General features: G+C 33.2%; 17 protein-coding genes. 1 reads left to right on the top strand and 16 read right to left on the bottom strand.

Features of this window, described 5'->3' with window-relative positions:
• Nucleotides 1-45: 45 nt before the first annotated feature.
• From K6T82_RS04665 to rhaT, 4 genes are all read right to left on the bottom strand, one after another.
• Nucleotides 46-1,407, bottom strand: a complete 1,362-nt coding sequence (locus K6T82_RS04665) for an FGGY-family carbohydrate kinase (protein WP_223704757.1) — start codon at nucleotides 1,405-1,407, stop codon at nucleotides 46-48.
• 97 nt (nucleotides 1,408-1,504) lie between these two features.
• Nucleotides 1,505-2,779, bottom strand: coding sequence for a sugar isomerase (locus K6T82_RS04660; RefSeq protein WP_223704756.1), 1,275 nt, complete (start codon nucleotides 2,777-2,779; stop codon nucleotides 1,505-1,507).
• 385 nt (nucleotides 2,780-3,164) lie between these two features.
• Nucleotides 3,165-5,306, bottom strand: coding sequence for a bifunctional aldolase/short-chain dehydrogenase (locus tag K6T82_RS04655; protein WP_223704755.1), 2,142 nt, complete (start codon nucleotides 5,304-5,306; stop codon nucleotides 3,165-3,167).
• A gap of 27 nt (nucleotides 5,307-5,333) precedes the next feature.
• Entirely contained in the window at nucleotides 5,334-6,383 is a 1,050-nt protein-coding gene (rhaT, locus tag K6T82_RS04650) for an L-rhamnose/proton symporter RhaT (RefSeq protein ID WP_223704754.1), read from the bottom strand.
• Between the two features lie 384 nt (nucleotides 6,384-6,767).
• Between rhaT and K6T82_RS04645 the strand changes: the two genes are divergently transcribed.
• Complete coding sequence (locus K6T82_RS04645) at nucleotides 6,768-7,808, top strand: GntR family transcriptional regulator (RefSeq protein ID WP_223704995.1); 1,041 nt, start codon at nucleotides 6,768-6,770, stop codon at nucleotides 7,806-7,808.
• Nucleotides 7,809-7,912: 104 nt separating this feature from the next.
• Here K6T82_RS04645 and K6T82_RS04640 read toward each other — a convergent pair whose 3' ends face one another.
• The 12 genes from K6T82_RS04640 to K6T82_RS04585 form a co-directional block, all read right to left on the bottom strand.
• On the bottom strand, nucleotides 7,913-8,089 hold the full coding sequence (locus K6T82_RS04640) for a histone H1 (protein WP_026729959.1): 177 nt from the start codon (nucleotides 8,087-8,089) through the stop codon (nucleotides 7,913-7,915).
• Nucleotides 8,090-8,482: 393 nt separating this feature from the next.
• Complete coding sequence (locus tag K6T82_RS04635) at nucleotides 8,483-9,772, bottom strand: DUF4861 domain-containing protein (RefSeq protein ID WP_223704753.1); 1,290 nt, start codon at nucleotides 9,770-9,772, stop codon at nucleotides 8,483-8,485.
• 187 nt (nucleotides 9,773-9,959) lie between these two features.
• The gene (locus tag K6T82_RS04630) at nucleotides 9,960-10,343 is read right to left on the bottom strand and encodes a hypothetical protein (RefSeq protein ID WP_223704752.1); all 384 of its coding nucleotides are present in this window, start codon (nucleotides 10,341-10,343) and stop codon (nucleotides 9,960-9,962) included.
• Between the two features lie 16 nt (nucleotides 10,344-10,359).
• A complete protein-coding gene (locus tag K6T82_RS04625; RefSeq protein WP_223704751.1) occupies nucleotides 10,360-10,866 on the bottom strand; it encodes a hypothetical protein in 507 nt (168 codons plus the stop codon).
• A 274-nt stretch (nucleotides 10,867-11,140) separates the two neighbouring features.
• Complete coding sequence (locus tag K6T82_RS04620) at nucleotides 11,141-13,858, bottom strand: collagen-like domain-containing protein (protein WP_223704750.1); 2,718 nt, start codon at nucleotides 13,856-13,858, stop codon at nucleotides 11,141-11,143.
• A 1,013-nt stretch (nucleotides 13,859-14,871) separates the two neighbouring features.
• Nucleotides 14,872-15,615 carry a rhamnogalacturonan acetylesterase gene (locus K6T82_RS04615; protein ID WP_223704749.1) on the bottom strand — a complete coding sequence of 248 codons (744 nt, stop codon included), beginning with the start codon at nucleotides 15,613-15,615 and terminating at the stop codon, nucleotides 14,872-14,874.
• Between the two features lie 147 nt (nucleotides 15,616-15,762).
• On the bottom strand, nucleotides 15,763-17,118 hold the full coding sequence (locus K6T82_RS04610) for a glycoside hydrolase family 28 protein (protein WP_223704748.1): 1,356 nt from the start codon (nucleotides 17,116-17,118) through the stop codon (nucleotides 15,763-15,765).
• A 61-nt stretch (nucleotides 17,119-17,179) separates the two neighbouring features.
• Nucleotides 17,180-19,180 carry a pectate lyase gene (pelA, locus tag K6T82_RS04605; protein ID WP_223704747.1) on the bottom strand — a complete coding sequence of 667 codons (2,001 nt, stop codon included), beginning with the start codon at nucleotides 19,178-19,180 and terminating at the stop codon, nucleotides 17,180-17,182.
• 238 nt (nucleotides 19,181-19,418) lie between these two features.
• Nucleotides 19,419-21,008 (bottom strand): glycoside hydrolase family 43 protein, encoded by a 1,590-nt coding sequence (locus tag K6T82_RS04600; RefSeq protein WP_223704746.1) that lies wholly within the window; start codon nucleotides 21,006-21,008, stop codon nucleotides 19,419-19,421.
• 226 nt (nucleotides 21,009-21,234) lie between these two features.
• Nucleotides 21,235-22,461 carry a glycoside hydrolase family 88/105 protein gene (locus tag K6T82_RS04595; RefSeq protein ID WP_223704745.1) on the bottom strand — a complete coding sequence of 409 codons (1,227 nt, stop codon included), beginning with the start codon at nucleotides 22,459-22,461 and terminating at the stop codon, nucleotides 21,235-21,237.
• 22 nt (nucleotides 22,462-22,483) lie between these two features.
• On the bottom strand, nucleotides 22,484-23,707 hold the full coding sequence (locus tag K6T82_RS04590; RefSeq protein WP_223704744.1) for a glycoside hydrolase family 88/105 protein: 1,224 nt from the start codon (nucleotides 23,705-23,707) through the stop codon (nucleotides 22,484-22,486).
• Between the two features lie 51 nt (nucleotides 23,708-23,758).
• Nucleotides 23,759-24,697, bottom strand: a complete 939-nt coding sequence (locus K6T82_RS04585) for an alpha/beta hydrolase (RefSeq protein ID WP_223704743.1) — start codon at nucleotides 24,695-24,697, stop codon at nucleotides 23,759-23,761.
• Nucleotides 24,698-24,821 lie beyond the last annotated feature (124 nt).

Below are 24,821 nucleotides of genomic sequence, written 5' to 3'. Positions count from 1 at the left end.
AAAATACGTTTCTCAGCAAATTTACAACATACAGACCGTTTTTACCTAATGTTTATAGAATTTCAAGTCAATTAAATCGTTCTGAATTGGTTTCGGATTCCAGTTTTGATGTATCGCCAACGCCGCGCCCAAAGCACTCGCCTGAGCCATCGAAGCCGCATAAACTTCTACATCTGGAAAAGCTTCTGCCAATAAATTCATATAAATCGAATTTTTACTGAAACCGCCATCCACAAAAATCTTTTTTACCGGACTATTATGAATTACCAAATTGGTAGAAAAAACCTGTTGTTCTACCAAATCCAGCATCAATTGATGATACGCTGTTTCGTAATCTTTATAATTGGAAAGATCTCTTTTTTGAAAAGGACATTCATTCAAGATATCAAAATTGTATTTTTTCGGATAGATAATCTGAAAGTTAAGCGCTCTCAAATTAGCGACTATCTTTTTATCAAAATATACTTCTTTGTACGTATCAACCGGAACATTAAAATGCTCTGCCAAACGTTTCGTCTGAACTTCGTGTTCGTTTCCTGCAAATAAACGCGCCGCTTTTACAGGCTTTTCTGTGTATTGCAAATAACAAAGACAATCGTTTTGCGATTCGTCAAAAGTTAGCGGTTTATTGTTGAATGGATTCAAAGAAATACTCCAAGTTCCTGTAGACAACAATACGAAAGGTTCTGTAAAGTTGATTGTGTATGGAATAATCGCCGATGAACTATCGTGAAGACCTACTCCGATTGCAATGTTTTCACGCGTCATGATTACATCTTTTCCAAAATGTATCGGCGGTATTTTTTCTTCAATATTTTCTTCTTTTAGCCATCTGTGGTATTTCATTTTTTTGAAATTCCACATATTCGTATGACAGCCAATGCTTGTAATATCAGCGTAGGCTTCATTCGTTAAAAGAAAACTTAAAAACTGCGGCAAATGCAGACAGTATTTTACTTTTTCGAAGATTTCAGGTTTTTCTTCTTTCAGGCGATAAATCTGCATTCCAGAATTTAAACTGCCTAAAACCGGAGAAGCTGTTTTTACAGCAAACTTTTTTTCTCCTTTGTATTTTTCGTAGAAATTAGATTTTAAATCCTCTGGATAATCTTTTAGATAATTATACAGAGGAGTTAAAACTTTTCCGTTTTCATCAATATAAACAAAACTGGCTCCGTAAGTGCTGAAATTGATTGCTTTTAAAACATAATCCTTCAGTTCTTTTATTTCAGATAATCGATCTAAAATCCAATTTTTCAGTACTTCGATATCTTCACACGGAAATCCATCTTCGTCTGTGGTTTCATCCAGATTTACCGATTTCTCCCAGACAATTTTATAATTTTCGTTAAATAAAAAAACCTTTTTGTTTGTTTTACCAATATCAAAAATCGCAACTACATTCATTTCTTTAATTGTAAATTGTAAATTGTAAATTATAAATTTTAATATAATGAGTTATAGGTCTTTTATCAACTTACAACTCATTATTCATAATTTATAATTACAACCCAGTGGCCATTGTTTTTAAACCTCTTTCGTCAATTAGGTTTTCTCTAACCTGAAGTGAACGATATAATGCTACTGGATTTAATGCCGCTCCAGAACGAAGACGAGCTTCTGCTACTAATGCGCGAACATCTGTACGGAATGCATTTTGAAGAATTTCTTGTGCTTTTACCACATCATTTTCTTCTTGCGCCTGTTCTAATGCTTTTCTATCTACAGAAAGTGCCTGAGCGTAAGCAATCATAATTGCTTCAACAGACTGTAATAAATCTTCTAATGGATCTTTGATATTGTGAGAAGCATCGATCATCCAACCTAAATCTTTGGCGTGATTCATTCCTCTTGCATCCATTCCTTCAACCAATTCATTGAAAATCAAGAATAATTGATATGGTTTTAATGCTCCAGCTGTTAAATCGTCATCACCGTATTTTGAATCGTTAAAGTGGAAACCACCTAATTTGTTGTCCATCAATAAAATAGAAACAATTTGTTCGATGTTTGCGTTTGGTAAATGATGTCCTAAATCAACAAGTGTTTTTGCTTTGTCTCCTAATTTTTGAACGTAAGAATAAGATTGTCCCCAATCTGCAACTGTTGTAGAATAAAAGTTAGGTTCTGCACATTTATATTCTAAAAATAATTTCCAGTTTGAAGGCAATGCATCGTAGATTTCTTCTAAACTTTCTAATGTATTTTGGTATGCTTTTCTGAAGTTTAATTGTCCAGGAAAGTTAGAACCATCAGCCAACCAAATGGTTAACGACTCAGATCCTAATTCGATTCCGTGTTGAATTACTTCAATATTATGAGCAATTGCTTGTTTACGAACCGCTTTATTTACGTTTTGTAAAGAACCATAACGGTATGAATGTGCCGAATCTGCTTGATCTTGAAAAGTATTCGAGTTCATGGCATCAAATTTCAATCCGTGTTGCGCTGCAAGTTCTCTAATAGAATTGTAATTGGTTGGAATATCCCACGGAATATGAAGTGAAATAGCTCCAGAAGCATTATTTAATTTATGAAGCAAACCAACGTCTTCGATTTTCTCTTCAATAGAACGAGGTTCTCCTCCTCCAGCAAAACGTCCAAATCTTGTTCCTCCTGTTCCTAAAGCCCAAGATGGAATCGCAATTTGAAAGTCGATTAATTTTTGAATAATCGCTTCTGAATCATTAATTTCTGATGCAGTGAAAACTAATTTGTTCTGGTGTTTTTTTAATAAATCCTCGTTATGAGATTCGATGTGGTTTGATCCGATTAACATAGTTATTATATTTTAATAGAGTTTACAATATATAGATTTTATACGTTAGTATATTTTTTTTAACATAAAGAATAATCATAGGCTCATCGTTGTATTCAAAGGCATTTCACTCCTATTAACACATATAGCTATGTGTAAAATCTTGATTTTCTGAAACCTTCTTCGCTTAAATTTTGATCTATGTTTCTATGTGTTTAAATATTTTTCAACTTAAAAATTCTATAAAAACTAAACTCTGGTTTTACTTCACTTTTTTGTTAAGTTTTCTCTGTTTAAAACAAATTGATATAGTCTAAAAAAATCTAACGTTCGAAAGAATTCGAACGCTAGACCACAAAAAACCACTTTTGCTTAAACAAACTTATATAAAAAACCTAAACAATCTTTATCTATAAAAGCCCATGGCAACGCCGCCGTCTACGTTTAATGCGTTCCCTGTAGATTTACCTAGTAAACCTCCAACAAAAGCATAACAAGCATTGGCAATATCATCTGGCAATATGATTTCATTTAATAACGTACGTTTTGCATAGTAAGCCGGAAGTTCTTCAACTGTAACTCCGTATGCTTTTGCACGACCTTCTGCCCATCCTCCAGACCAAATGTTTGAGTCTGAAATTACAGCATCAGGATTTACTGTGTTAACACGAATTTTATCTGCACCAAGTTCTGCTGCCATTAAACGTGTTAAGTGCGCTTGAGCCGCTTTTGCAGAACCGTATCCAGGATTGTTTGGACCAGCTACAACAGCATTTTTAGAAACGATATTTACAATATCTCCTCCAAAACCTTGCTTACGCATTACTTCGATTCCGGCTTTAGAAACAATGAATTGCCCTTTTACCAAAATATCATATAATCTATCCCACTCTTCTAAAGTATGTTCTGCGATAGATTTAGAAATACTGATTCCAGCATTATTCACCACAATATCAACACCTCCAAAAGCTAAAGAAGCTTCGTCTAATGCTTTTTCTGTACTTACTTCGTCAGTAACATTCAATAAAGTGCTTGAAACTGCATCTTTACCAAAAGATTTAATAAACTCAGCCGTTGCTCCTTCTAAACGCTCTTCGTTGATATCATTAATTACCACACAAGCACCTTCTTGAGCGAATTTTTTAGCGATAGCTTTTCCAATTCCTCCCGCAGAACCTGTAATAAGAGCTACTCTCCCAGATAATGCTTTTGGTTTTGGCATACGCTGTAATTTAGCTTCTTCCAACAACCAATATTCAATATCAAAAGCTTCTTGGTGTGGTAAAGAAGTATATTCTGAAACTGCTTCTGCGCCTTTCATTACGTTTACTGCATTGATGTAATATTCAGATGCCAAACGTGCCATTGTTTTATCTTTAGCAAATGTGAACATACCAACTCCAGGATACAAAATTACAACTGGGTTCGGGTCACGCATTGCTGGTGAATTTGATTTTTTACATGCATTGTAATAGTCTTTGTACATTGCACGGTATGCTTCAAAAGCAGGAGTTAATTTTGCTTTAACTGCATCGATATCAGATAAATCTTCGTTTGGATCTAATTCTAAAACCAATGGACTGATTTTAGTTCTTAAAAAGTGATCTGGGCAAGAAGTTCCTAATGGAGCTAATTTTGAAAGATCATTAGAATTGATGAATTCCAAAACTCTTGCATCGTCTGTATAATGTCCGATCATTTGACGCTCTGAAGAACAGAAACCTCTTAAGATTGGAGCAACTTTTGCTGCTTTCAATTTACGATCTGCTTCTGGAAGACTGTCAATTTTCTTTCCTCCAAAAACTGGACGAGATTTTCCGTAGTTGCTTTCCAAATATTCAGCACATTTTTCGATTACTTCTAATGTGTTCATATAACTTTCAAAGGCAGTATCTCCCCAAGTAAACAAACCGTGAGAACCTAACATGATTCCGCGTAGTTGTTTTCCGTTTTGAGCTGCTTCTTCTAAACAAGCTCTTAACTGAAGACCAAGATCAAATCCTGGACGTTGCCAGCCAACCCAACCGATTTCTCCGTTGAATAATTCTTCAGTAATTTTCTTTCCATCTTTCGCTGCAGCGATAGCAATTGCAGCATCTGGATGTAAGTGATCGATATGTTTGAATGGAAGAAAACCGTGTAATGGCGTATCGATTGAAGGCGCTTTTGATGATAAATCGAAAATACAGTGGTTGAATAATTCTACCATTTCGTCTTCAAATTCGATTCCTCTGTAAACATTCTCCAAATTACGAAGTCTGTCTAAATACAAAGCAGCACAACCTGATTTAGTCAATGTTCCAATATCTCCACCAGAACCTTTAATCCACATTACTTCAGAAGATTCTCCAGTTAAAGGATCTTTGTCTGTAATTTTCACAGACGTGTTTCCACCTCCGTAGTTGGTCAATCTTAAATCAGCTCCTAACAAGTTAGAACGATAAATAAACAGCGCTACTTCGTCACCCGCCAATGCTGCGGCTTTAGCATCATCCCAAAGGTAGCTTACATGCTTAAAATTTGTATTAATTGTGTTTGTATTCGACATATACGTTTATATTAATTCTTGTATTATTTATAATGAGTTACCAATTCCTACCAAAACAATCGAAAGCATAATTAGCCCGATTCCCCAGATGAAAGTTCTAAATGTCTTTTTAGAAACTCCCGTCCATTCTTTTAAATAAAATCCCCAAAAGTTTGCTGTCAGGATAATAGTTGCCATGTGCAAAATCCATGAACTTGCCCCATTTCCTAATTTACTTTCTCCCATTCCGTAGAAGAAAAACTGTAAAAACCACATAGTTCCAGCAAGAGCAGAAAACAAAACGTTTTTAGTTATCGGAGTAGATTTATTGGTATAATCACCAATAGTTTTATTTTTAAAATTCAGATAAAGACACCAGATAAAGTTGGTTGTAAGACCTCCCCAAAGCAAAACGATATACGTTACATTGTTTTGAAACAAAGGATTGCAACCGTTAATTACGGCTTGTTCTGCCATTGGTTTTCCAGCTTCAATTCCGTAATTAAAAAAAGAGCTCAAAATACCCGAAATAACAGCAACGGTTAAACCTTTTACTAAACTGAAATCTTTGTCTTTATCTTCGTGACCTGTGGCAAAATCTTTTTCTTTAAGCATTCCTGCTTTTCCTGAAATTGCAATTCCTAAAAGACACACTGCAGTTCCTAATAAAACCAATTGTCCACCAGAACTTGCAAGCATATCCGTGAAAGAGATTTTACCTTCTGTTGGATATAAATCGTAATAAATTGAAGGAACCAAAGCACCAAATGCAGAGCAGAACCCAAGCGTAATCGAATTTCCTAAAGACATTCCTAAATAGCGAACACCTAAACCATAAGTTAAACCTCCTATTCCCCACACAAGACCCATTGTAAACGTAAAGGCTTTTATTGATGGAGAAGCGGCAGCGATAATTTCACCAAAATGAGGAATTGTTAAGTAAGCTGCGATTGGTGGTACAATCAGCCAAGAGAAAAACCCTCCTACAAGCCAATAGCTTTCCCAAGCCCAGTCTTTTACTTTTTTAAAAGGCATATAAAAACTACCTGAAGAAAATCCTCCGATAGAATGAAAAATGATTCCTAATAATGATTCCATTTAATAAATTTTAGTTTTTGGTTAGGTAGATAGTAATTTGGTTTTGTAAAATAATAGAATGTAAAAAACAAAACTGTCCTGTACTATCCTTTATAGATTTTGCTTTTTTTGTTAAATCTAAAGATTATTACAAATAACACTTTGTAATTATTGGGTAAATAAATTTAAAATGGCTATTTTAGCAATCGATTTCGTAATTATTGAATCTGCATTCGGGTTAAAATTTAGAAATTATAAAAAAAAGATTACAAGTGTTATTGAATTCTCTTTTGAGTAGCATAATGAGTAAATCGAAAAATATTATACTTAAAAAGTTTTTTTTGATAAAATTTAGAATTAAAAAAGGGTTTCGTTGAAATACGGGACAAATTTCCTCAAATGAACATGATCAAACTTATTAAAATAGACGAAGACTCAAGGGTTCCTAAGTACAAACAAATTGTTGACTCTATTCTTCAGAACATCGCTAATGGAAATTTGAAAATCAATCAAAAAATTCCTTCCATAAATAGTTTTAGTGAAGAATTTTATATGTCTCGAGATACAGTCGAAAAGGCGTATAACATTTTAAAGGAAAGAAAAATCATTTCTTCTATTAGAGGTAAAGGTTATTATATTACCAGAACTAAACTGGAGTCTAAAGTCAATATTTTGTTTCTAACGAATAAGTTGAGTTCTTATAAAATGAAAACTTATAGTTCTTTTATTGATACTTTAGGAGCAAATGCACATGTTGATCTTCAAATCTATCACTGCGACGAAACGTTATTTTTAAATATCTTAGATAAGTTTGAAGGCGCATACGACTATTATGTCATTACAACACATTTTAAAACAGACGAGTTAAAACATCTTAGTTTTACAGACGAAGTGGTAAATGCGATTAAAAATATTCCACAAGAAAAACTTGTTGTTCTAGATAATATCAAATTAGGTACCGGTGATGAAGTAATTAAAATTTATCAGGATTTTGAAAATGATATTTATAATGCTTTAAAAGAAGGTCTTTCTAAAATAGCAAAATACAAGCGACTTATATTAGTTTATCCCGACAAAGCCGTTTATCCTTATCCTAGAAGAATTCTACACGGATTTAGAAAATTCTGCGTTGAACACGAAATCAATTTTGAGATTCTAAGCGAAGTTTACGATGATATGATTCTTAAAAAAGGAGATTTATTTATCACTATTGAAGAATCTGATCTGGTAAATCTAGTGAAACAGATTCGCGATGAAGAATACGTTTTAGGAAAAGAGATTGGAGTAATATCTTATAATGATACACCTCTGAAAGAATTATTAGGAATTACAGTAATGTCTACAGATTTTAATATCATGGGAGAAACTGCCGCTCGCATGATTTTAAATAAAGAAAAAGGTCAGGTAAAAGTGCCTTTCAATTTTATTGATAGAAATTCGATCTAAGGGCCAAAGTTCATAGTTATGTTGAAAGGTTTTCCGCCACGAATTCACGAATTAAATAAAAAAACCTCGCTTTTCAGCGAGGTTTTTACTTTCTCTAAAGAAAATTATTTTTTTGATTCTTCGATAGAAACTTTTCTGAACTCTTTTAAAAGTTTTTCAATTTCTAAAGTAGCTTTACGTGCTCTTGGACCTGCAGCTTTAATTCCTTTTTCAGTTAAAGATTCAGCTTCTGCTTTAAATGTGTCAATTTCGGCGTTGATTTTTACTAATAAATCTTTCATGCTTATATATTGTTAAATTAAGCCACAAAAATAGAAGTTTGTGTGATAGTTACAACAAATTTGCTGTTAAATTTAATGCAGTTTTTCATTCATTTTCTTTACAATAAATTGACCTGTACGTTTGTCAAAACATTCAAAAACTACAATAATCTAGAAATCAAATACTTATTTTTAAATTATATCCAATTACTATAATTAAAGCTTTATATGAAGTATCTGATACATTGATTTTTTTTATTTAATATCGTCTGAAAGCACTCTCATTTGTGGGTTTATCAATGGAAAAATTACTCAAAAAAGGAAAAAATTACTCAATTAGTCTCTTATTTTCATGGACAATTTTAGACATTCAAGTGTCAAAGTCATCTTAACGGCTATTCAAATCAACGACTTCTACTTGATTAAAATATCTATTTTTACAGAAAGCTGTTTTGCTAAATTCGTTACATAATTGGTGAAAAATGTAGAATCTTCAAATCCTTTATCAGCACTTAATTCCCAAGCAGCAATGGCATAATAACTAATTTCTTTATTGTTTTCAATCTTTAGTTTTGCCAAATACGAATCTGTCAGTTGTCCCGTTTTTGGAGCTTCAATATAACCCTCATAAATATTCTTCGGAACTAAAATAGCAGTTCCTAAAATCCATTGACGTTCGTAGGTCAAATAATCATGCTGTATTAAACAAATCCAATCACCAGATTCAATAACCTGCAACGGTTTTTTATTATTCAAATTAGAAATTGCAGCCAGAAAAGTTTCCTTCCCTTTAATCCCGTTTATTGCTACCGTATTTTTATAACCATACATTCCAGGCCAGATAGAAGTTGTTTCTTGCACTTGATACATATTATTAGATGCTTTCCAATTTTGATAGTGATAACTCAAAACTGAATTCACCGGACCTTCACTAACAATTTTGAAAGTCGTTTTTTCTACATTATTAATGGTATCATTAAGTAAAATTCCAAGCCTGTTAATTTTATTGTCAACAGACAACGCATAACCTCCTAAGCCAGCAGAATTTCCAACCGGAAAAATATCTCTTCCCCAGTCGTGCATTACATGATAATTATCTTCAACAGCACCTTCGTTATTAATTCCAACATTTTCGGGAGTTATTCCAGGTATTTTTTTTCCAAAAACATCTTTGCAGTTTCTTCCATCCAAATAATGTCTAAAACCTACTTTATCATTTTCCCAAGTTGGCCCGTCTGTTTGATATTTTTGATAACCTAATTTTTTATAAACTTGGTCAGCCATTAAAACTTCTTGAGTATCGGGATGAACTGGTAAATTCTTCCCTTCTCTTTTCCCAAATCGAACGCTTGTTTTTACAGTAAATTTCGGATCAACTTCTGACCATTCTAATGTGACAATCTTTTCTTCGCTTGGCAAAAAATTGGTAGTAAAAAATAGTTCATCCCATTTCCCATCTCCATTAAGATCATTGGTTTGTGCCGGAATTGTATCTGTTTTAAAAAGTAGTATTGGAAAACTTCCTTTATTTTTATATTCTTTTAAATCTTCTCTTTTTATGGAAACCGCTTTTTGAGATAAAGCTATCGTACCCTTATTCTTTAAAACAATAGTTTTTCCTGAAACGTTTTGAGAAACTTTACAACTTGTTAATAGAGTTGCAACCAAAGTTGTAGAAATATAAAATAAAGTCTGTTTTTTCATTCTTGCTGTCAATTATTTTTTATCAGAACAATTTAAGAGAATTAATTGTTATAACAACACTTATTAGAAAAAACTTTATTTGACAGCTTAAAATATAGTATTAAAACGAGATTGCAGAATAAGAGACCAAGCTTATCCTGCAATCAATTGATGGTATACTATTAAATAGTTATACCAAATAAAAAAATCACATTAAATAGTACATCGCTTTGTGATATTCTGGAGACATGACACTAAAAGTCTTTTTCATTGATATCTTTTTGTTTTTTAAGTCGAATTTCTTTTTAAAAAAAGTCTTCATTTCGCTAAAAAGTTCTCGGCTTGTTTTACAATCATCAAATAGTATCACATTATTCATTATTTCTAATAATGATAAGCTTGTATAAAACTGTTTATCAAATAAACAAACCAATGCATTTGCATTTATATTTTCTTGCAGAATACTAAGTAATTCTTTCTTTTCATACACTACATATATCGTACGATCATATTGTTTGTTTTTATCTTCATTAGTATCGAAAAATGATTTTTCAAAAACATCAAAATCAGCTTTTAATTTTCTTCTAAACATTTTTAAGAAGATTCCCTTATCGTCTATCTCCTGGAAGCCCTTTGCCTCCAGAAATACCGTTTTTGCCGTCCAATCCATTTTTACCGTTTATAGATGTCCATGTTCCATCTTCGTTTTGGACATATACAGTACCTGTTCCTTTATCAGTATACAATGTTACATTTTCACCAGGATATCCAGGATCTCCTTTTTTACCAGGCGCACCTTCACCAGCAACAACACCATTGGATTCGCCAGAAATAATAAATTTATTCCATTTATTGTTATACCAGTAATAGTAACCAGGCACAATATCTGAAATTGTCTGAGTATTAAATACCAACAAACTTTCTACATTGCCACTTTTAATAGTTGTTTTATCCGTAGTACTTGTCAATTGAACACGAGGAATCAACATCCCTTTATCACTAGCAAAAACCTCTAATTGAGCAGAAGGTGTAACTTCTTGTTTTCCTATCACTACTTGTGAGTAGGCAGAATAACTACCTAAGACAAAAAGTAAAGGAAGTAATTTATTCTTCATATGATTTAATCATTAATGGGTTATTAAAAATTTTAAAACATTATCAAATAGACTTATAAATAGAAAAACAAGCATTGTCTTTTATTTTATCATCCAATAATAACTGATCCTACAAATTTGTTTGAAGCCACAAAGGTCAGAGTAATTCCAATCTAAGTTTACCACGAAAAGTTTTTAAAATCATAGTTTAAGACATTTTTAATGCAGTAATTAAACCATGATTTAAATAAAAAACCCAACTGAGATAGTTGGGTTTTTCTTTTAATCTATTCTATTACTTAGCTAATAATTTCTCTAATTTTTCCAATCGTAAATTCATAGCTTCTGAAGCTTTTTTCAGTTCTTTAATTTCCTGTTCTTTTGCTTCAATTTCTTTACTTTGAGCTTCGTTTATTTTGTTCTGCTCAATAATATGAAGATACATCTCTTCTGTTTTTTCTAATAACTGAATTGATAGTTCTGACATATTAAATGAATATCCTTCTTTTGTTTTTACCAATTCATTGATTGGTGTAATTCCAGGAAGGTGTTTGTTCTTTTTAATAAAAGCATCCACTTCTTCCAGTTTTTTAAATTTATAATCTGATTTTATATCAGAGAACCCTTTAAAATAATCCTCAAATACATAATCGGCATAATAAGAATTGACAGTTGTGATTGCTCCGTTTACTCTCAGTTTCTCATTTGGAGCATCCGATTTTTTATCAAAACCGATTCCAACCCAGCCCTGAGTGTAAAGATCATCCGTATTAGATACTGCTGCTTTGTTTGAAGCTACCGCAAACCAAGGCTCTTTAACCACATCAGTCAAATCTAAATGATGAACATTCTTACCTTCATCTGTATAATCTAATGTTCCATCATTATTATTAACTTCTAATTTTGTCAAAGTCTCTGCGTCACCAACTAAATCTGTTAATTTGAAATTCGAAACTTCACCTTTTTCATCTTTATAATTTAATTCTCCAGTAGCAGGATCATATTGAAGGGTTGTCAATGTTTCTGTTCCTTTTACTAATATTGACATATCAATAGGATTTGCCGTCCCATTCTCATCGGTATATGTTAATGTGTGTACATCATATTGTTGCCCCTGCTCATCTTCTTTCTGAGTAACTACATCTTTTAATGACGTTACCGTTTCTTTATTTGCAGGAATCCATTTGGTAGAATCTTTCGGATCTCTTACATAAACAGTTCCTGTTTCATAATCAATATACATCTCGATTGAAGCATCTAAACCTTTATCTCCTGGAAGACCTTTATCTCCTGCAATTCCATTCTTGCCGTCGATACCGTTTTTACCTGTTAATGGAATCCATTTATCAGGATTTTTTGGATCACGAACGTAAACTGTTCCAGTAGTGTTGTCAATATACATGGCAACATTATCTCCAGGATAACCAGCTTCTCCTTTGTTTCCAGGTGCTCCGTTACCTCCTACAATACCATCTTTTCCATCTCTTCCGTCAAGACCATTGATCTTAACCCAGCTTGGCGATTTATCAGCCCATTCTTTGTCACGGCCTGCAACTGTTTTATCGTCTCCAACGTAAGCATAGATATTACCAGCAGGATCTTTAACAATGGCATCAAGAGTCGTGATTGAACCAGCTGTTCCTGGCGCTCCTGTTGCTCCGGCAATTCCATTGGCACCGTTAAGTCCATTGATCTTAACCCAGTTTGGCGATTTATCTGCCCATTCTTTGTCACGTCCTGCAACTGTTTTATCGTCTCCAACGTAAGCATAGATATCTCCTGAAGGATCTTTAACAATGGCATCTAGAGTTGTGATTGAACCAGCTGTTCCTGGCGCTCCCGTTGCTCCGGCGATTCCATTGGCACCGTTAAGTCCATTGATCTTAACCCAGTTTGGCGATTTATCTGCCCATTCTTTGTCACGTCCTTCAACTGTTTTGTCATCTCCAACATAAGCATAGATATTGCCCTCTGGATCTTTGACAATTGCATCTAGAGTTGTGATTGAACCAGCTGTTCCTGGCGCTCCCGTTGCTCCGGCAATACCGTCGATTCCGTTTTTACCCGTTAAAGGAATCCATTTATCAGGATTTTTTGGATCACGAACATAAACAGTTCCTGTAGTGTTGTCAATATACATGGCAACATTATCTCCAGGATAACCTACTTCTCCTTTGTCTCCAGGCGCTCCGTTACCCCCTACAATACCATCTTTTCCATCTCTTCCGTCAAGACCATTGATCTTAACCCAGTTTGGCGATTTATCCGCCCAATCTTTGTCACGGCCTGCAACTGTTTTATCGTCTCCAACGTAAGCATAAATATTACCACTTGGATCTTTAACAATGGCATCAAGAGTAGTAATAGAACCTGCCGTTCCAGGTGCTCCCGTCGCTCCTGCAATACCGTCAAGGCCACTTACAGGAATCCACTTTTCAGGATTTTTTGGGTCTCTAACATAAACAATTCCAGTATCATAATCAATATACATCTGAACCGTAGCATCTAGACCTTTATCTCCTGGAAGACCTTTATCTCCAGCAATTCCATTCTTACCATCGATACCGTTTTTACCATTTATTGCTGTCCAAGTTCCATCTTCATTTTGAACATATACAGTACCACTTGATTTGTCCGTGTAAAGCGTTACGTTTTCACCTGGATATCCTGGCTCTCCTTTTTTACCTGGTTCTCCATTACCCGCAACAATGCCATTTGACTCGCCTGAAACTACAAATTTATTCCATTTGTTATTGTACCAGTAGTAGTATCCCGGTACTACATCAGCAATAGTTTGAGTATTAAAAACCAATAAACTTACAACGTTTCCATTTTTAATGGTTGAACTATCTACTGTACTTGTTAATTCAACATTGGGAATTAATACCCCTTTGTCACTAGAGAAAACCTCTAACTGCGCAGAAGCATTAGGCACCTGCTTACCAATACTTACTTGTGAATATCCATAGTAAGAACCTAAAATAAAAATTAAAGGAAGTAATTTATTCTTCATTTTATCTAACCCATTAATATTAATACTTATTTACATCCATCAAAAATCAGTTATTTAAGACCTCAATTTGAAAGTGCAAATTTCATGGGAAATTCAACTTTTTCTTACCTGTAAAAGTTTTTAAACTTGTAGATTAGGGTTTAATATTTAAACTATGCTACTAAAATGTTATCAATAGAATCAAGAAGGTTTTTCTTTTTTAAATAATCACAAGCCAAATCCATAAGTAGTTATAAAATCAAAAAGAGCTTATTTTTTTATCATTAAAGATTAAACGTATAAAAACAACACCTTGATTATTAGATATTTTATTAGTTTTACTCCTAAGTCTATATTTCTAATCTCAAATCCTTGTTAAGAGAATTCAATTATTTGCTATAGAATAAAAACTAATCTCTGTTTCTATATTCGCAGATTGGTTTTGACACTTCATCCACTAACGCTTCTTCGCAACAAAGAATTGCATCTACAATAAAGGTCTTTTAATTCCGTAAATTAATTTAAATTGTTCATCAGATAGCAATGCAATAACAAACGAGAATGTTGAAAGTCTTTTGATGTTCAATAAAGTTAGTGTAACGGATCTTACACTCTGATACTATATTGATTTAATAATAAATGGAGTAAAATTATAATCTCCAGTGAAACTTCTGCAATCGAAGAAACGGTAATTTTTAATTCTATCATTTAGCAGTTTTCATATGTTGATTCGTCTTGCGTCACAAACTTTAATCGATATTGTGGAGCTTACTATATGATAGAGATAGTCGTAAAACATTGGAATTGGGATAATTTCTTATAGTAATGAATTAGGTAAAATTAAGTCTTGACAAAAAAAAGAGAAAACTCTCGTTTTCTCTTTTCAAAGATGAATTATCTATTACAATTCCATAAACATCAACAACCAAGTAGTATCTAATAGAATTATGTTTGGCAAATGTACCGCATTTACAACTTCTATATATCCCTAAAAGGGTTTTATACTATTAATTTAAGACATTTTCTTGTTTTGTTTATTTGATTTCTTTTTGCAATGTTTTTAAAGAAGACTCTTTTGACTCTTTTATTTGGTTAATTGCAATTTGGGCAATACTAGTCGCTCCTAACAAAGATAAATGCGTATCATCTGCCTTGTCTTTGTCGTAATACGGATTCTCGCCTGCTTTAAAATGCAAGTGCAATTGCTTAGATCTTTCAGGACCAAAGGATTGTTCCAATAATTCTGTATAGTATTCTAAATCAATAAAAGGTACATTATATTCTTGCGCTACTAAACGGGTTTCCAAAGGATAATCGCCATGTGTTGGTACTAAAACTCCTTTTTCATTGAAATTACGTCTAGAAATTGACGTTAATAAAACCGGAATTGCTCCTTTTTCACGACTTTCTTTTACAAATCTTATAAGATTATATCGGTAAGCTGTGTGTGGATTTGTATAACGGCTTGGGTCTTCAATTTTTTGGTCATTATGTCCAAATTCAATAAAAACATAATCTCCTTTTTTAAGTTTATTACAAATAGAATCCCAACGTTTTTCGTTTATAAAACTTCTGGTACTTCTTCCGTTAACTGCTTTATTGACCACAACTACATTATCTTTAAAGAAAGGTTGTAAAACTTGCGCCCAGCCATGTTCCGGATTTTTTTCAGGATCTTTTTTGTTAGCCATTGTAGAATCGCCAATACAGTATAAAGTCGTTTTCTGTGCAAAACCGAATGACGTGATTAGTAGCGTTAAAAGAATGTATTTTTTCATTTTTTTTTGTTTTTTTGTTTCACGCAGATTCTGCTTTGAACTTTTTAAATCTGAGTGAAAAATTTTACTCTTGCAGATTAGGCAGATTTTAATTTTGTTTTTTGTTAAACTTTTACGCACTTCTTTGCGAACTTTGCGGTAAACTTTTTACTGTTTCGAGACCGCTGTAGGCACGCTTGCTCTTTGTCCGATAAAAACATCTGTCATTAAAACATTTTCTGCATTTTCATTTGACAAAGCATTTTTCGCTTGTTTAATTTCTATGTTTTTTAGGGTTATGTTTTTGATTTTTTTGTCTGGAAATCCTTGAATTACAATTCCTGATTCTGATGCTTTATTACAAGTAATATTTGAAAAATATACATTTGATATATCAGATTGATATCCTTTTCCTTCTCCATGATAATTTGAAGTGATATAAATACAATCTTCTACTTCATCTAATTGAATATTTCTAACAAAAATATTTTTAATAAAACCTCCTCTGTCAGCATTGGTTTTTAGATAAATCCCTCTCTTTAAATACCCTACTGTTTTGCAATTTTCTACAAAAACATTCTGTACGCCTGCCGACATTTCACTTCCAATTACAACTCCATGCAAGCCTTTAAAATTACAATTTCTAATCACGATATTTTGGCTTGGCGTATCGGTATTGGCTCTTCCTTCATGGTCTCTTCCTGCTTTTATGGCTACATTATCATCTCCATTATCAAAAGTGACATTTTCAATTAAAACATCCTTTGTATATTCTGGATCGATTCCGTCATTATTGTGATTTAACGATTTGTAACTTATTCCTCTAATTGTAATACTTTGAGATTTTAAAAGATGTAGACACCAAAACGGCGAATTTTCTATTCTAACATTCTCTACTAATATATTTTTACAATTTAAAAACTGAATCATCTGAGGTCTTAAAAAGTAATCCTCTCCAAATTTTCTTTCGCTTAATGGAGTATTATTATGGTTCATCTCACGGCTTCTGTTTTTACCTTCGTTTTCTTTTTCTTTAAAAGTTTTCCAAGTCGTTCCTCCTTCTCCATCAATCGTTCCTTCGCCAGAAATCACAATGTTCGTGCAGTTATTGGCATAAATAAGCGGACTGTAATTGTACAGCATGGTTCCTTCCCAACTTGTTAAAACCATTGGCAAATAATCTTTCGGATTATCGCTGAACTTTATTTTTACTCCTTTTTCTATTTTAAGGTTTACATTGCTTACAAAATGAATTGGTCCGTTGATTTTATAAATGCCTTTTGGAACTATAATCGTTCCTCCATTATTCTTTTTACACAAAACCATCGCTTTATCAAAAACCTTTTTGTTATCTGTAACAGAATCTCCTTTTGCGCCTAATTTTAATATATTGATTTGATAAGAAGGAATTACAGGAAGCTGAATTCTCTTTACGATCGAATCAACTTTCGCCGTAGGAAAATCGTTATTCTGTGCAAATGAAGCCCAAGAAAGGAATATTATTAAAAGGTATTTGAAATTCATGATTTTTTATTTTATTTATTCCATGTTCAGTGTAGACTGAGACTGAAAACTGTGACTGAGACTAAAAAGAATACCAATTAACAATCTTGTCTTTAAGAATATTTTCTATCGAATATTTTGAGGCTTCTTTTTTACTTAATTGATGTGACCATTTTACTCTTTTTGAAGGCTGAAATCCTTCTCCTTTGCAATTGTATTCAGCATAAAAGGCATTCTTTTCTGCTTCTGGTTTCGACCAATTTTCCCAGCCTTCTGGTTTAATTTGTTTTCCCATTTCACAATTTACAAAAACCGTCTTGGCATAAATACGCCATGGCCTACCTAAATAAACATCTTTTGCCTCTGAATTTGCGGTAAGCTTACAGTTTTTAAAAACAAATCCAAAAGGAGTTCCTTCTGGCGTTGATGCTGCTGTAATATAGGAACTTTTTATACTATGAATGATGCAGTTTTCAAATAAAGCGGTTGCACCTCCAAAAATAAAATCTGTTGTTCCTTCTATATAACAGTCTTTAAAATATTGTTTGGCGTCTTTTCCAGATAAGTACAAAGTGTCTTGATTCCCTAAAAGATTGCAATTAATAATTTTAGCTCGGTTTGCCACAACAGATAATGCGATAGCTTGTCCGCGTTCTCCTGAAGTATTTTTTATCGTAAGATTTGATGCAGAAAAATCATCTCCTTCTACCAAAAGTGTATAAGTATAAAAAGTACTATTTCTTCCTAAACCTATTTTAGAGAAATTATCATCATAAGTAATAATTGTATTTTCTTTGCTTTCTCCTTGCAAAACTACGTTAGTGTTCCATTCTGGAACTCTTACTTTTTCATTATATATTCCGTTTTTCACAAATATGGTTACTTTCTCATACGGAAATGCCGGAGTTGCATAAACTGCATCTTGAATTTTGGTATAATCACCAGAACCGTCTTGTGCTACTGTAATGTAGTTTACATTTTTCTTTTCTGCTGTTCCTACTTTGGTTCCGTTTTTAACTGCCCAATCAGCATATTTTTTCAAAACTTCTTCAGGTGCATCTGAGTACCAAGAATAGCCATTTCTTCTCTCTGCTCCAATCTGGTCAATAGACTTCTTTTTTATTCCGTCACGATCACAAAAGAAAGGTTCGTTGGTTTCTAAATCCATAAATCTTGCCCAAATTGGCTTAGCATTTACGGCAGGAATCATCTTTTTGTCTGTCACTTTTCCAGCATCGTTTAGAACTCGTTTCTCTTCTAAATTGGTAATTTTAGTTTTTTCAAACCATGCTGCCGCACTTTTAACAGCAATCACAATTTCTCTTGAAGGCTTGTCAATTGACATTAAAAGTAAAGTGATTTTTGCAGATTCGTAACCGCTTAAAGAGGCTAGTTCAAAAGCTCTTGCGTTTGCTGGAGCCAGCGTAACTTCATCATGTTGTGCGCACCATGCGGTTAAAACTCCGTTTTGCTTGTATTGTGTTTTCAAAATGCAGTCGATACCTTTATCGAATGCTTTTTTACATTTTTCGACAATCTCCACTGAAGGTTTTATGCTGTAATAATCGGTTTGGTCTGCAACGGCTCTTATAACATTCATGATGTTAACCATCGAATCATCATTATAAGTAATATGGGTATAATAGCCTTTTTTTAACGGATAAAACTGTGGCCATCCACCGTTAGCATATTGAGCTTCTAAAAGATAATTTAATCCTTTCAGAAAAGATTCTTTGTAACGGTCGTCTTTTACCTGCGTATACATTCTAGACATAAAAAGCATTTCTTGACAGGTTGCTCCATTGTCTGTTGTAGTTTCTACCGCTGTTTTTTTGAGTGCAATTAAATCTTTTCTCTGCTTTTCAGTCAGTTCGTCCTGCATCTGAATATTCTTTGGCCAACCTCCAATGTCTCTTTGATACAATAATACATTTTCTGCTATTTTTTTGGCTTCCGCCGAAGCAAACCAAGCTGCATCGCTTTTACGAATAATCTCAGACCATCTTTTGTATGAGGTTTGAGCATGAAGCCCAATGCTTAAAAATACGATAAGCATTAATGCTATTTTTTTTAATTGCATCATTTTAAATCTATTTAATGCTTTGTTTTTGGAGTCGCTTATTTTTATCTTCAATAGTCAAAAAATAAGTTTTATTTTGATTATTTGTAAGAAAAATCATTTAAACACACATTTAAACTATCTTTTTTCACGTAATGTATTTTGATATCGCTTTTTTTATTTCGTTTACCAAAATCAAATTATGAAAGCCGTTTTTTTTAAAACAATTAAAAAAATTACGTTTTTCTATATTTTACACTTTTTATTTCGTGATTCGGAACCAATCTACTTCTACATTTCCAGAATCATTTTTTATTTCTTCGCCTAAAGCGAAAAGTCCGACTTTGGCACCAATCCATTTTCCTTCTTTCGCTTTAAAGTCGTTTCCAACTTTTTGATAATTTTTATCGTCTAGGCTATAAAAGAAATTACATATTCCGCCCCTGCTAATTTTCACTCTCAAATAAATTGTATTGTTTTCTATTAGTATCGGTGTTGTTTCAGTTTCTGAAACAGTTTTGTCAAATGTTCCTGTTTTTTGACTTAGATATAATTTTCCACTATTATTTTTAAAACTTAAAAAGCTATAATCTAATCCCATTACAATTAAACCTGTAGATTCAAGATTTAATCTCGGATTGAAGGTTAGCTTTGTTGTCGCAGTAAACTCTTCTGCTGGGAATTTTTGCAGTAATAAATTTGGAGCATTAAAGATGTTCTTAGAAGCAGTATTGCAAAACAAATTCAAATAACCTAAACTTGTCGGAAATCCCCAATTGATTTGTCTGTTTGCTTGCCATTGCCATTGCAAACCTAATTTCGGTTCATTAAATTCGTCTGATTCTGATGGAGTTTCTATTGGATACTTTTTACCAACATTTGGTTTCTTATAGGTTGTAACAGGTTCGCCAATTCCATTTTTATCAAAATCTTCTCCCATTACTGGCCAATCGTTTACCCACTTCATTGGCTGTAGATGTACAATTCGTCCATAAGCGCCTTTATCCTGAAAATGGAAAAACCAATCTTCGCCTGTCTGAGTAGTAACCCAAGCACCTTGATGCGGACCATTTATAGCGGTCGAACCTTGTTCCAGAACCTTTTTCTTTTCATAAGGTCCAAAAACATTCTTCGATCTCAAAATAGTCTGCCATCCTGTTGGAACGCCACCTGCAGGAGCAAAAATGTAATAATAGCCATTTCGTTTATAAAATTTAGGTCCTTCAATAGTCTCTTCCTCTTTATGTCCATCAATTACCATAACTTCATCACTATTGACAACAGTACCTTCTGCATTCATGGTACAGACTACCAATAAACTTTTAATCTGTGCACGACTTCCAGCAAAAGCGTGAGTTAAATAAGCTTTACCATCAGTATCCCAAAGCGGACTAGGATCAATCAATCCTTTTCCTGCTTTTACTAAAAGTGGTTGAGACCATGGTCCCTCAGCTTTTTTAGATTTAATCATGTAAATTCCGAAATCAGGATCAGGATAATAAATATAAAATTCATTTTTATGAAAAGTAATACTAGGTGCCCAAACCCCATTTCCGTGCTGTACTCTATCGTACGTTTCAAATGGCGGTTGTTTTACCAAAGCATGACCGATAATTTTCCAGTTTACCAAATCTTTAGAATGCAAAATAGGAAGACCTGGAATACAGTTAAAAGAAGAAGCTGTCATATAATAATCATCGCCTACGCGAACAACATCCGGATCTGAATAATCGGCATGCAAAATCGGATTGGTGTAGGTTCCATCTCCGTTATCAGATATCCAGACTTGAGCAATATTCTTCTCAAAACAAAAAATGCAAAGGAGAAAAAGGATGATTTTTATATTTTTCATTTTTGAAACGAATTACTTTAGTAAACCCGACAGGTTTTAAAAACCTGTCGGGTTTTATACTTATTACAAGTTCATTTTTCTTTGTAGAATTGCTTTGTGGTCCTTCAACTTCGCTCAGGAAGACAGCTCCACAAGTCAACCATCAACAATAAACCATCAACAATAAACCATCAACAATAAACCATTAACAATTAACAATTAACAATTAACCATCAACCATCAACCATTAACGATTCAATTCTATAGCAGCCAAAATAAATGGTCCTGTTGCTTTAGGATCGTTGTCTTTTTTTCTTTCGTTTACGTAATACTCATAAGATCCGTCACGGTATGGATTTCCACCTAAACCAGCAACTTGACAGCAGTTTGTTAGTGTGATTCCGCCATCTTGATCTACTTTTTTGATTAACACTGTCGTTAAACCGTCAAAAGCCTTGTTGGCTGCTTTTTTAAATTTAGCTGGCAAATATCCTTTGTTAGCTCCTTTTGCAAAAGCGTATGAAAACATTGCAGATCCTGAAGCTTCTAAATAATTATCTTTTCCATCTGCTTTATCAGTAACCTGATACCACAAACCTGATGATTTATCCTGGAATTTAAGTATTGATTCAGAAGCGTTGTTTAAATATTTAATCAACTCTTTTCTTTTTGGATGATCTTTTGGCATGTAATCTAAAACATCAACCAAAGCCATTACATACCAACCCAGTGATCTAGACCAGAAGTTTGGCGAATTTCCAGTTTCTTTATTTGCCCAAGGCATCTGTTTGCTTTCGTCCCATCCGTGGTATAATAATCCTGTTTTCGGATCTGTTGCTTTTGATTGAATCAATTCAAATTGTTTTGCGATATCGTCAAAGCTTTTTCCATTTTCGAATTTTGCTGTATACTCTGCATAGAAAGGTTCTCCCATATATAAACCGTCTAACCACATTTGATTTGGATAAATTTGTTTATGCCAAAATCCGCCGCTTTGTGTTCTTGGTTGTTCTGAAAGCTGTTTACGAATTAATTGTAAGGCTTTTAAATATTTTTCTTCTTTTGAGTACGCATAAACGTCAAATAGTAAACGTCCAGGCAAAACCAAATCAATATTGAATTTATCAAACTCATACGTATTGATGCTTCCATCAGCCTGAACCAAATTATCTACATAACCTCTTACATAAGCTTTGTATCTTGGATCTGGATTTTTTTTGTATAACTCTTCTATCGAATGTAAAACTAAAGCATGAACGTAATCCCATTTTGGTTTCTTAGCATCATCCAGCATATAAGATTCTGTATGGCGTTTCATCAAGGTTAAAGCCATTTTATCCGACCATTTCAGATTCTTTCCGATTACGATATCTTTCTTTTCAGGTTCTTGAGAAGTTACTTTACAACTTGTAATCGTCATAACGCAAATCATTAAAACCGACATCAAATAACTTTGCTTTCTACTGTTTTTCATTTCAAAATATATTTAAATTCTATTATTTTTCTAATTCAATTGCTGCCAACAAAAAGGCTCCTAAACCTATTGCGCCATTTTCTTTTGGTTTTGCACTAAGATAATAGGCATTTGTTCCATCACGAAAGGGTTTTCCACCTAAACCGACATTCGAAGAAACATTCAGAATATTGATTTCTCCTTTTTTATCTACTTTTACAAACTCTTTTACAAAACTGTCAAAAGATTTTTTTGCTGTTGCTTTATAGCTCGATGGTAAATATCCCTTATTAGCTCCTTTTGCAAAAGCATAAATTATCATACCTGAAGCAGATGGCTCTACATAATTACCGTATAATTCTGTTTTATCAGCCACCTGATACCATAATCCAGATTCACTTTTATATTGATTTACGCTTTTCGAAATCTGGTTCAAATACCCAACCAAAGCTTTATATTTTGGGTGCGATTTCGGAAAATAATCTAAAGTTTCTACCAAAGCAACCATATACCACCCGATACCACGTCCCCATTTAGTTGGCGAAGTGCCGGTTTGTTTGTCTGCCCATCCAATTTCTTTAGATTCATCCCAAGCCTGATATACTATACCTGTTTTCTTATCTACAAAATGCTTTTGAACCAATTCAAACTGTTTCGCAACATCGTCCAGATTTTTTCCCTTTTCATATTTTACTGTAAATTGTGTATAAAAGGGTTCGGCCATATACAAACCATCAATCCACATTTGATTGGGATAAATTTGTTTGTGCCAAAATCCACCACTTGCTGTTCTGGGCTGAGTTTCTAATTGATTTCTTAACTTCCCGAGAAGCTCAAAATAGCGTGAATCTTTTGTAATATCGTAAAGATTAAACAGCAATTTTCCTGGATTTAAATAATCGATATTGTATTCTTTAATATCGTATTTTTTGATGTTTCCAGTACTGTCAATCATTCCATCAACATAGTTTTTAATGTAGTTCAGGTATTTTTTATCGTTAGTTTTCTGATATAATTTTTCAAAACCAGACAACACAAACCCCATTTTATAATCCCATTTTGGTCTGTCGTTTCCATCAAGTTGCCAAGCTTGCGGGTATTTATTTAAAATAGAAAGAGCAGTTCGTTCTGACCACTTTAAATCATACGAAATCACCGAACTTTCAGAATTAGATTGATTCTGTGCTTTTATTGGATTATTAAAAACCAATAGCAACAGCAAAATAACTTTTGTAAAATCAACCGTTGTAAAAAGAGATTTACTCATAAAAATATACCTTTTATCTTTTCTAATTAGTGTTTCTAATTTTGATCTAATTTATTTAAAAATTTTATCTAAAAATCGCGTTGTGTAAGAAATTGTTTGCTTAAACCAAGGATCATAAAACCAAAATGAATGAGGAGAATCAGCAATAGTCTGCACTTCACTATAGATTTTATTTTCGTCCAAAATTTTAACCATATCATCTCTTCCTGCATGAAATCTTGGAATACTGCTACAGATAAATAAAACCGGCGGCGTATTTTGATCTGTATGTGTCAATGCTGAAGCATTTTTCCAATTTTCAGGAATTTCATTTGATTTTCCTCCCAACCAAAAAGCAGCCATATCTCCTTCTGAAGATTCCGGGTGCTTAAACGCCAAAACTCCATCCACATCAATTATCGCATCTACTTTTGACGAAAATTTACTTTTAAAACCGGCATCTTCAAAAAGCGGATTATTATTGGTTGTTCCAATTAAAGCTGCCATTTGACCTCCAGACGAACAACCTAAAACTGCAATTTTATTGACATCTACATTGAATTTTGATGCATTGCCTTTTATAAATTTAATTGCATTTTTTACATCAATAACCCCAGTCGGATATTTCGCTTCTAACGATAATCTATATTCAATCGAAAAACAAGAATAACCATTTGCAGCAATTTCTTTTCCTATAAATTGCATTTGGTTCTTATTTCCAGATCTCCAGCCTCCACCATGAATTAGGATTACAGCAGGATTTTTTTTCTTTTTTGTATTTACAAAAGCGTCAAAATGTAAAACTCGGTTTTGATCTTGATTGTAAACGACGTCAAAACTTTCCTTAACATTAGGATTTGTTTTTATCTCCGGAATTGTAATGAAAGGATATTTCTTAACTAATTTCGTAAAAGTGCTCTTAATAGTATAAGATGTATCAATTTGATATTGCTGACTTTGAGCCGCAATCACATTCAAAAAAAACAATAAAATTAAAGTCGTTTTTCGCATCTTACTTTTAATTTTTCCAGTTAAGAAAGGAGTTCAACCATTGCTAAACTCCTTTTTAACTCCTTCAAAAAACAATAATCTCAAAAATTAACAAATTACTAATTACCAACATTTCGAGAGCTAT

It is taken from the genome of Flavobacterium potami (genome assembly GCF_020026915.1).
Classification (GTDB): domain Bacteria; phylum Bacteroidota; class Bacteroidia; order Flavobacteriales; family Flavobacteriaceae; genus Flavobacterium; species Flavobacterium potami.
Note: the sequence above shows the minus strand (reverse complement) of the source record. Positions and strands in the feature narration are given on the sequence as shown.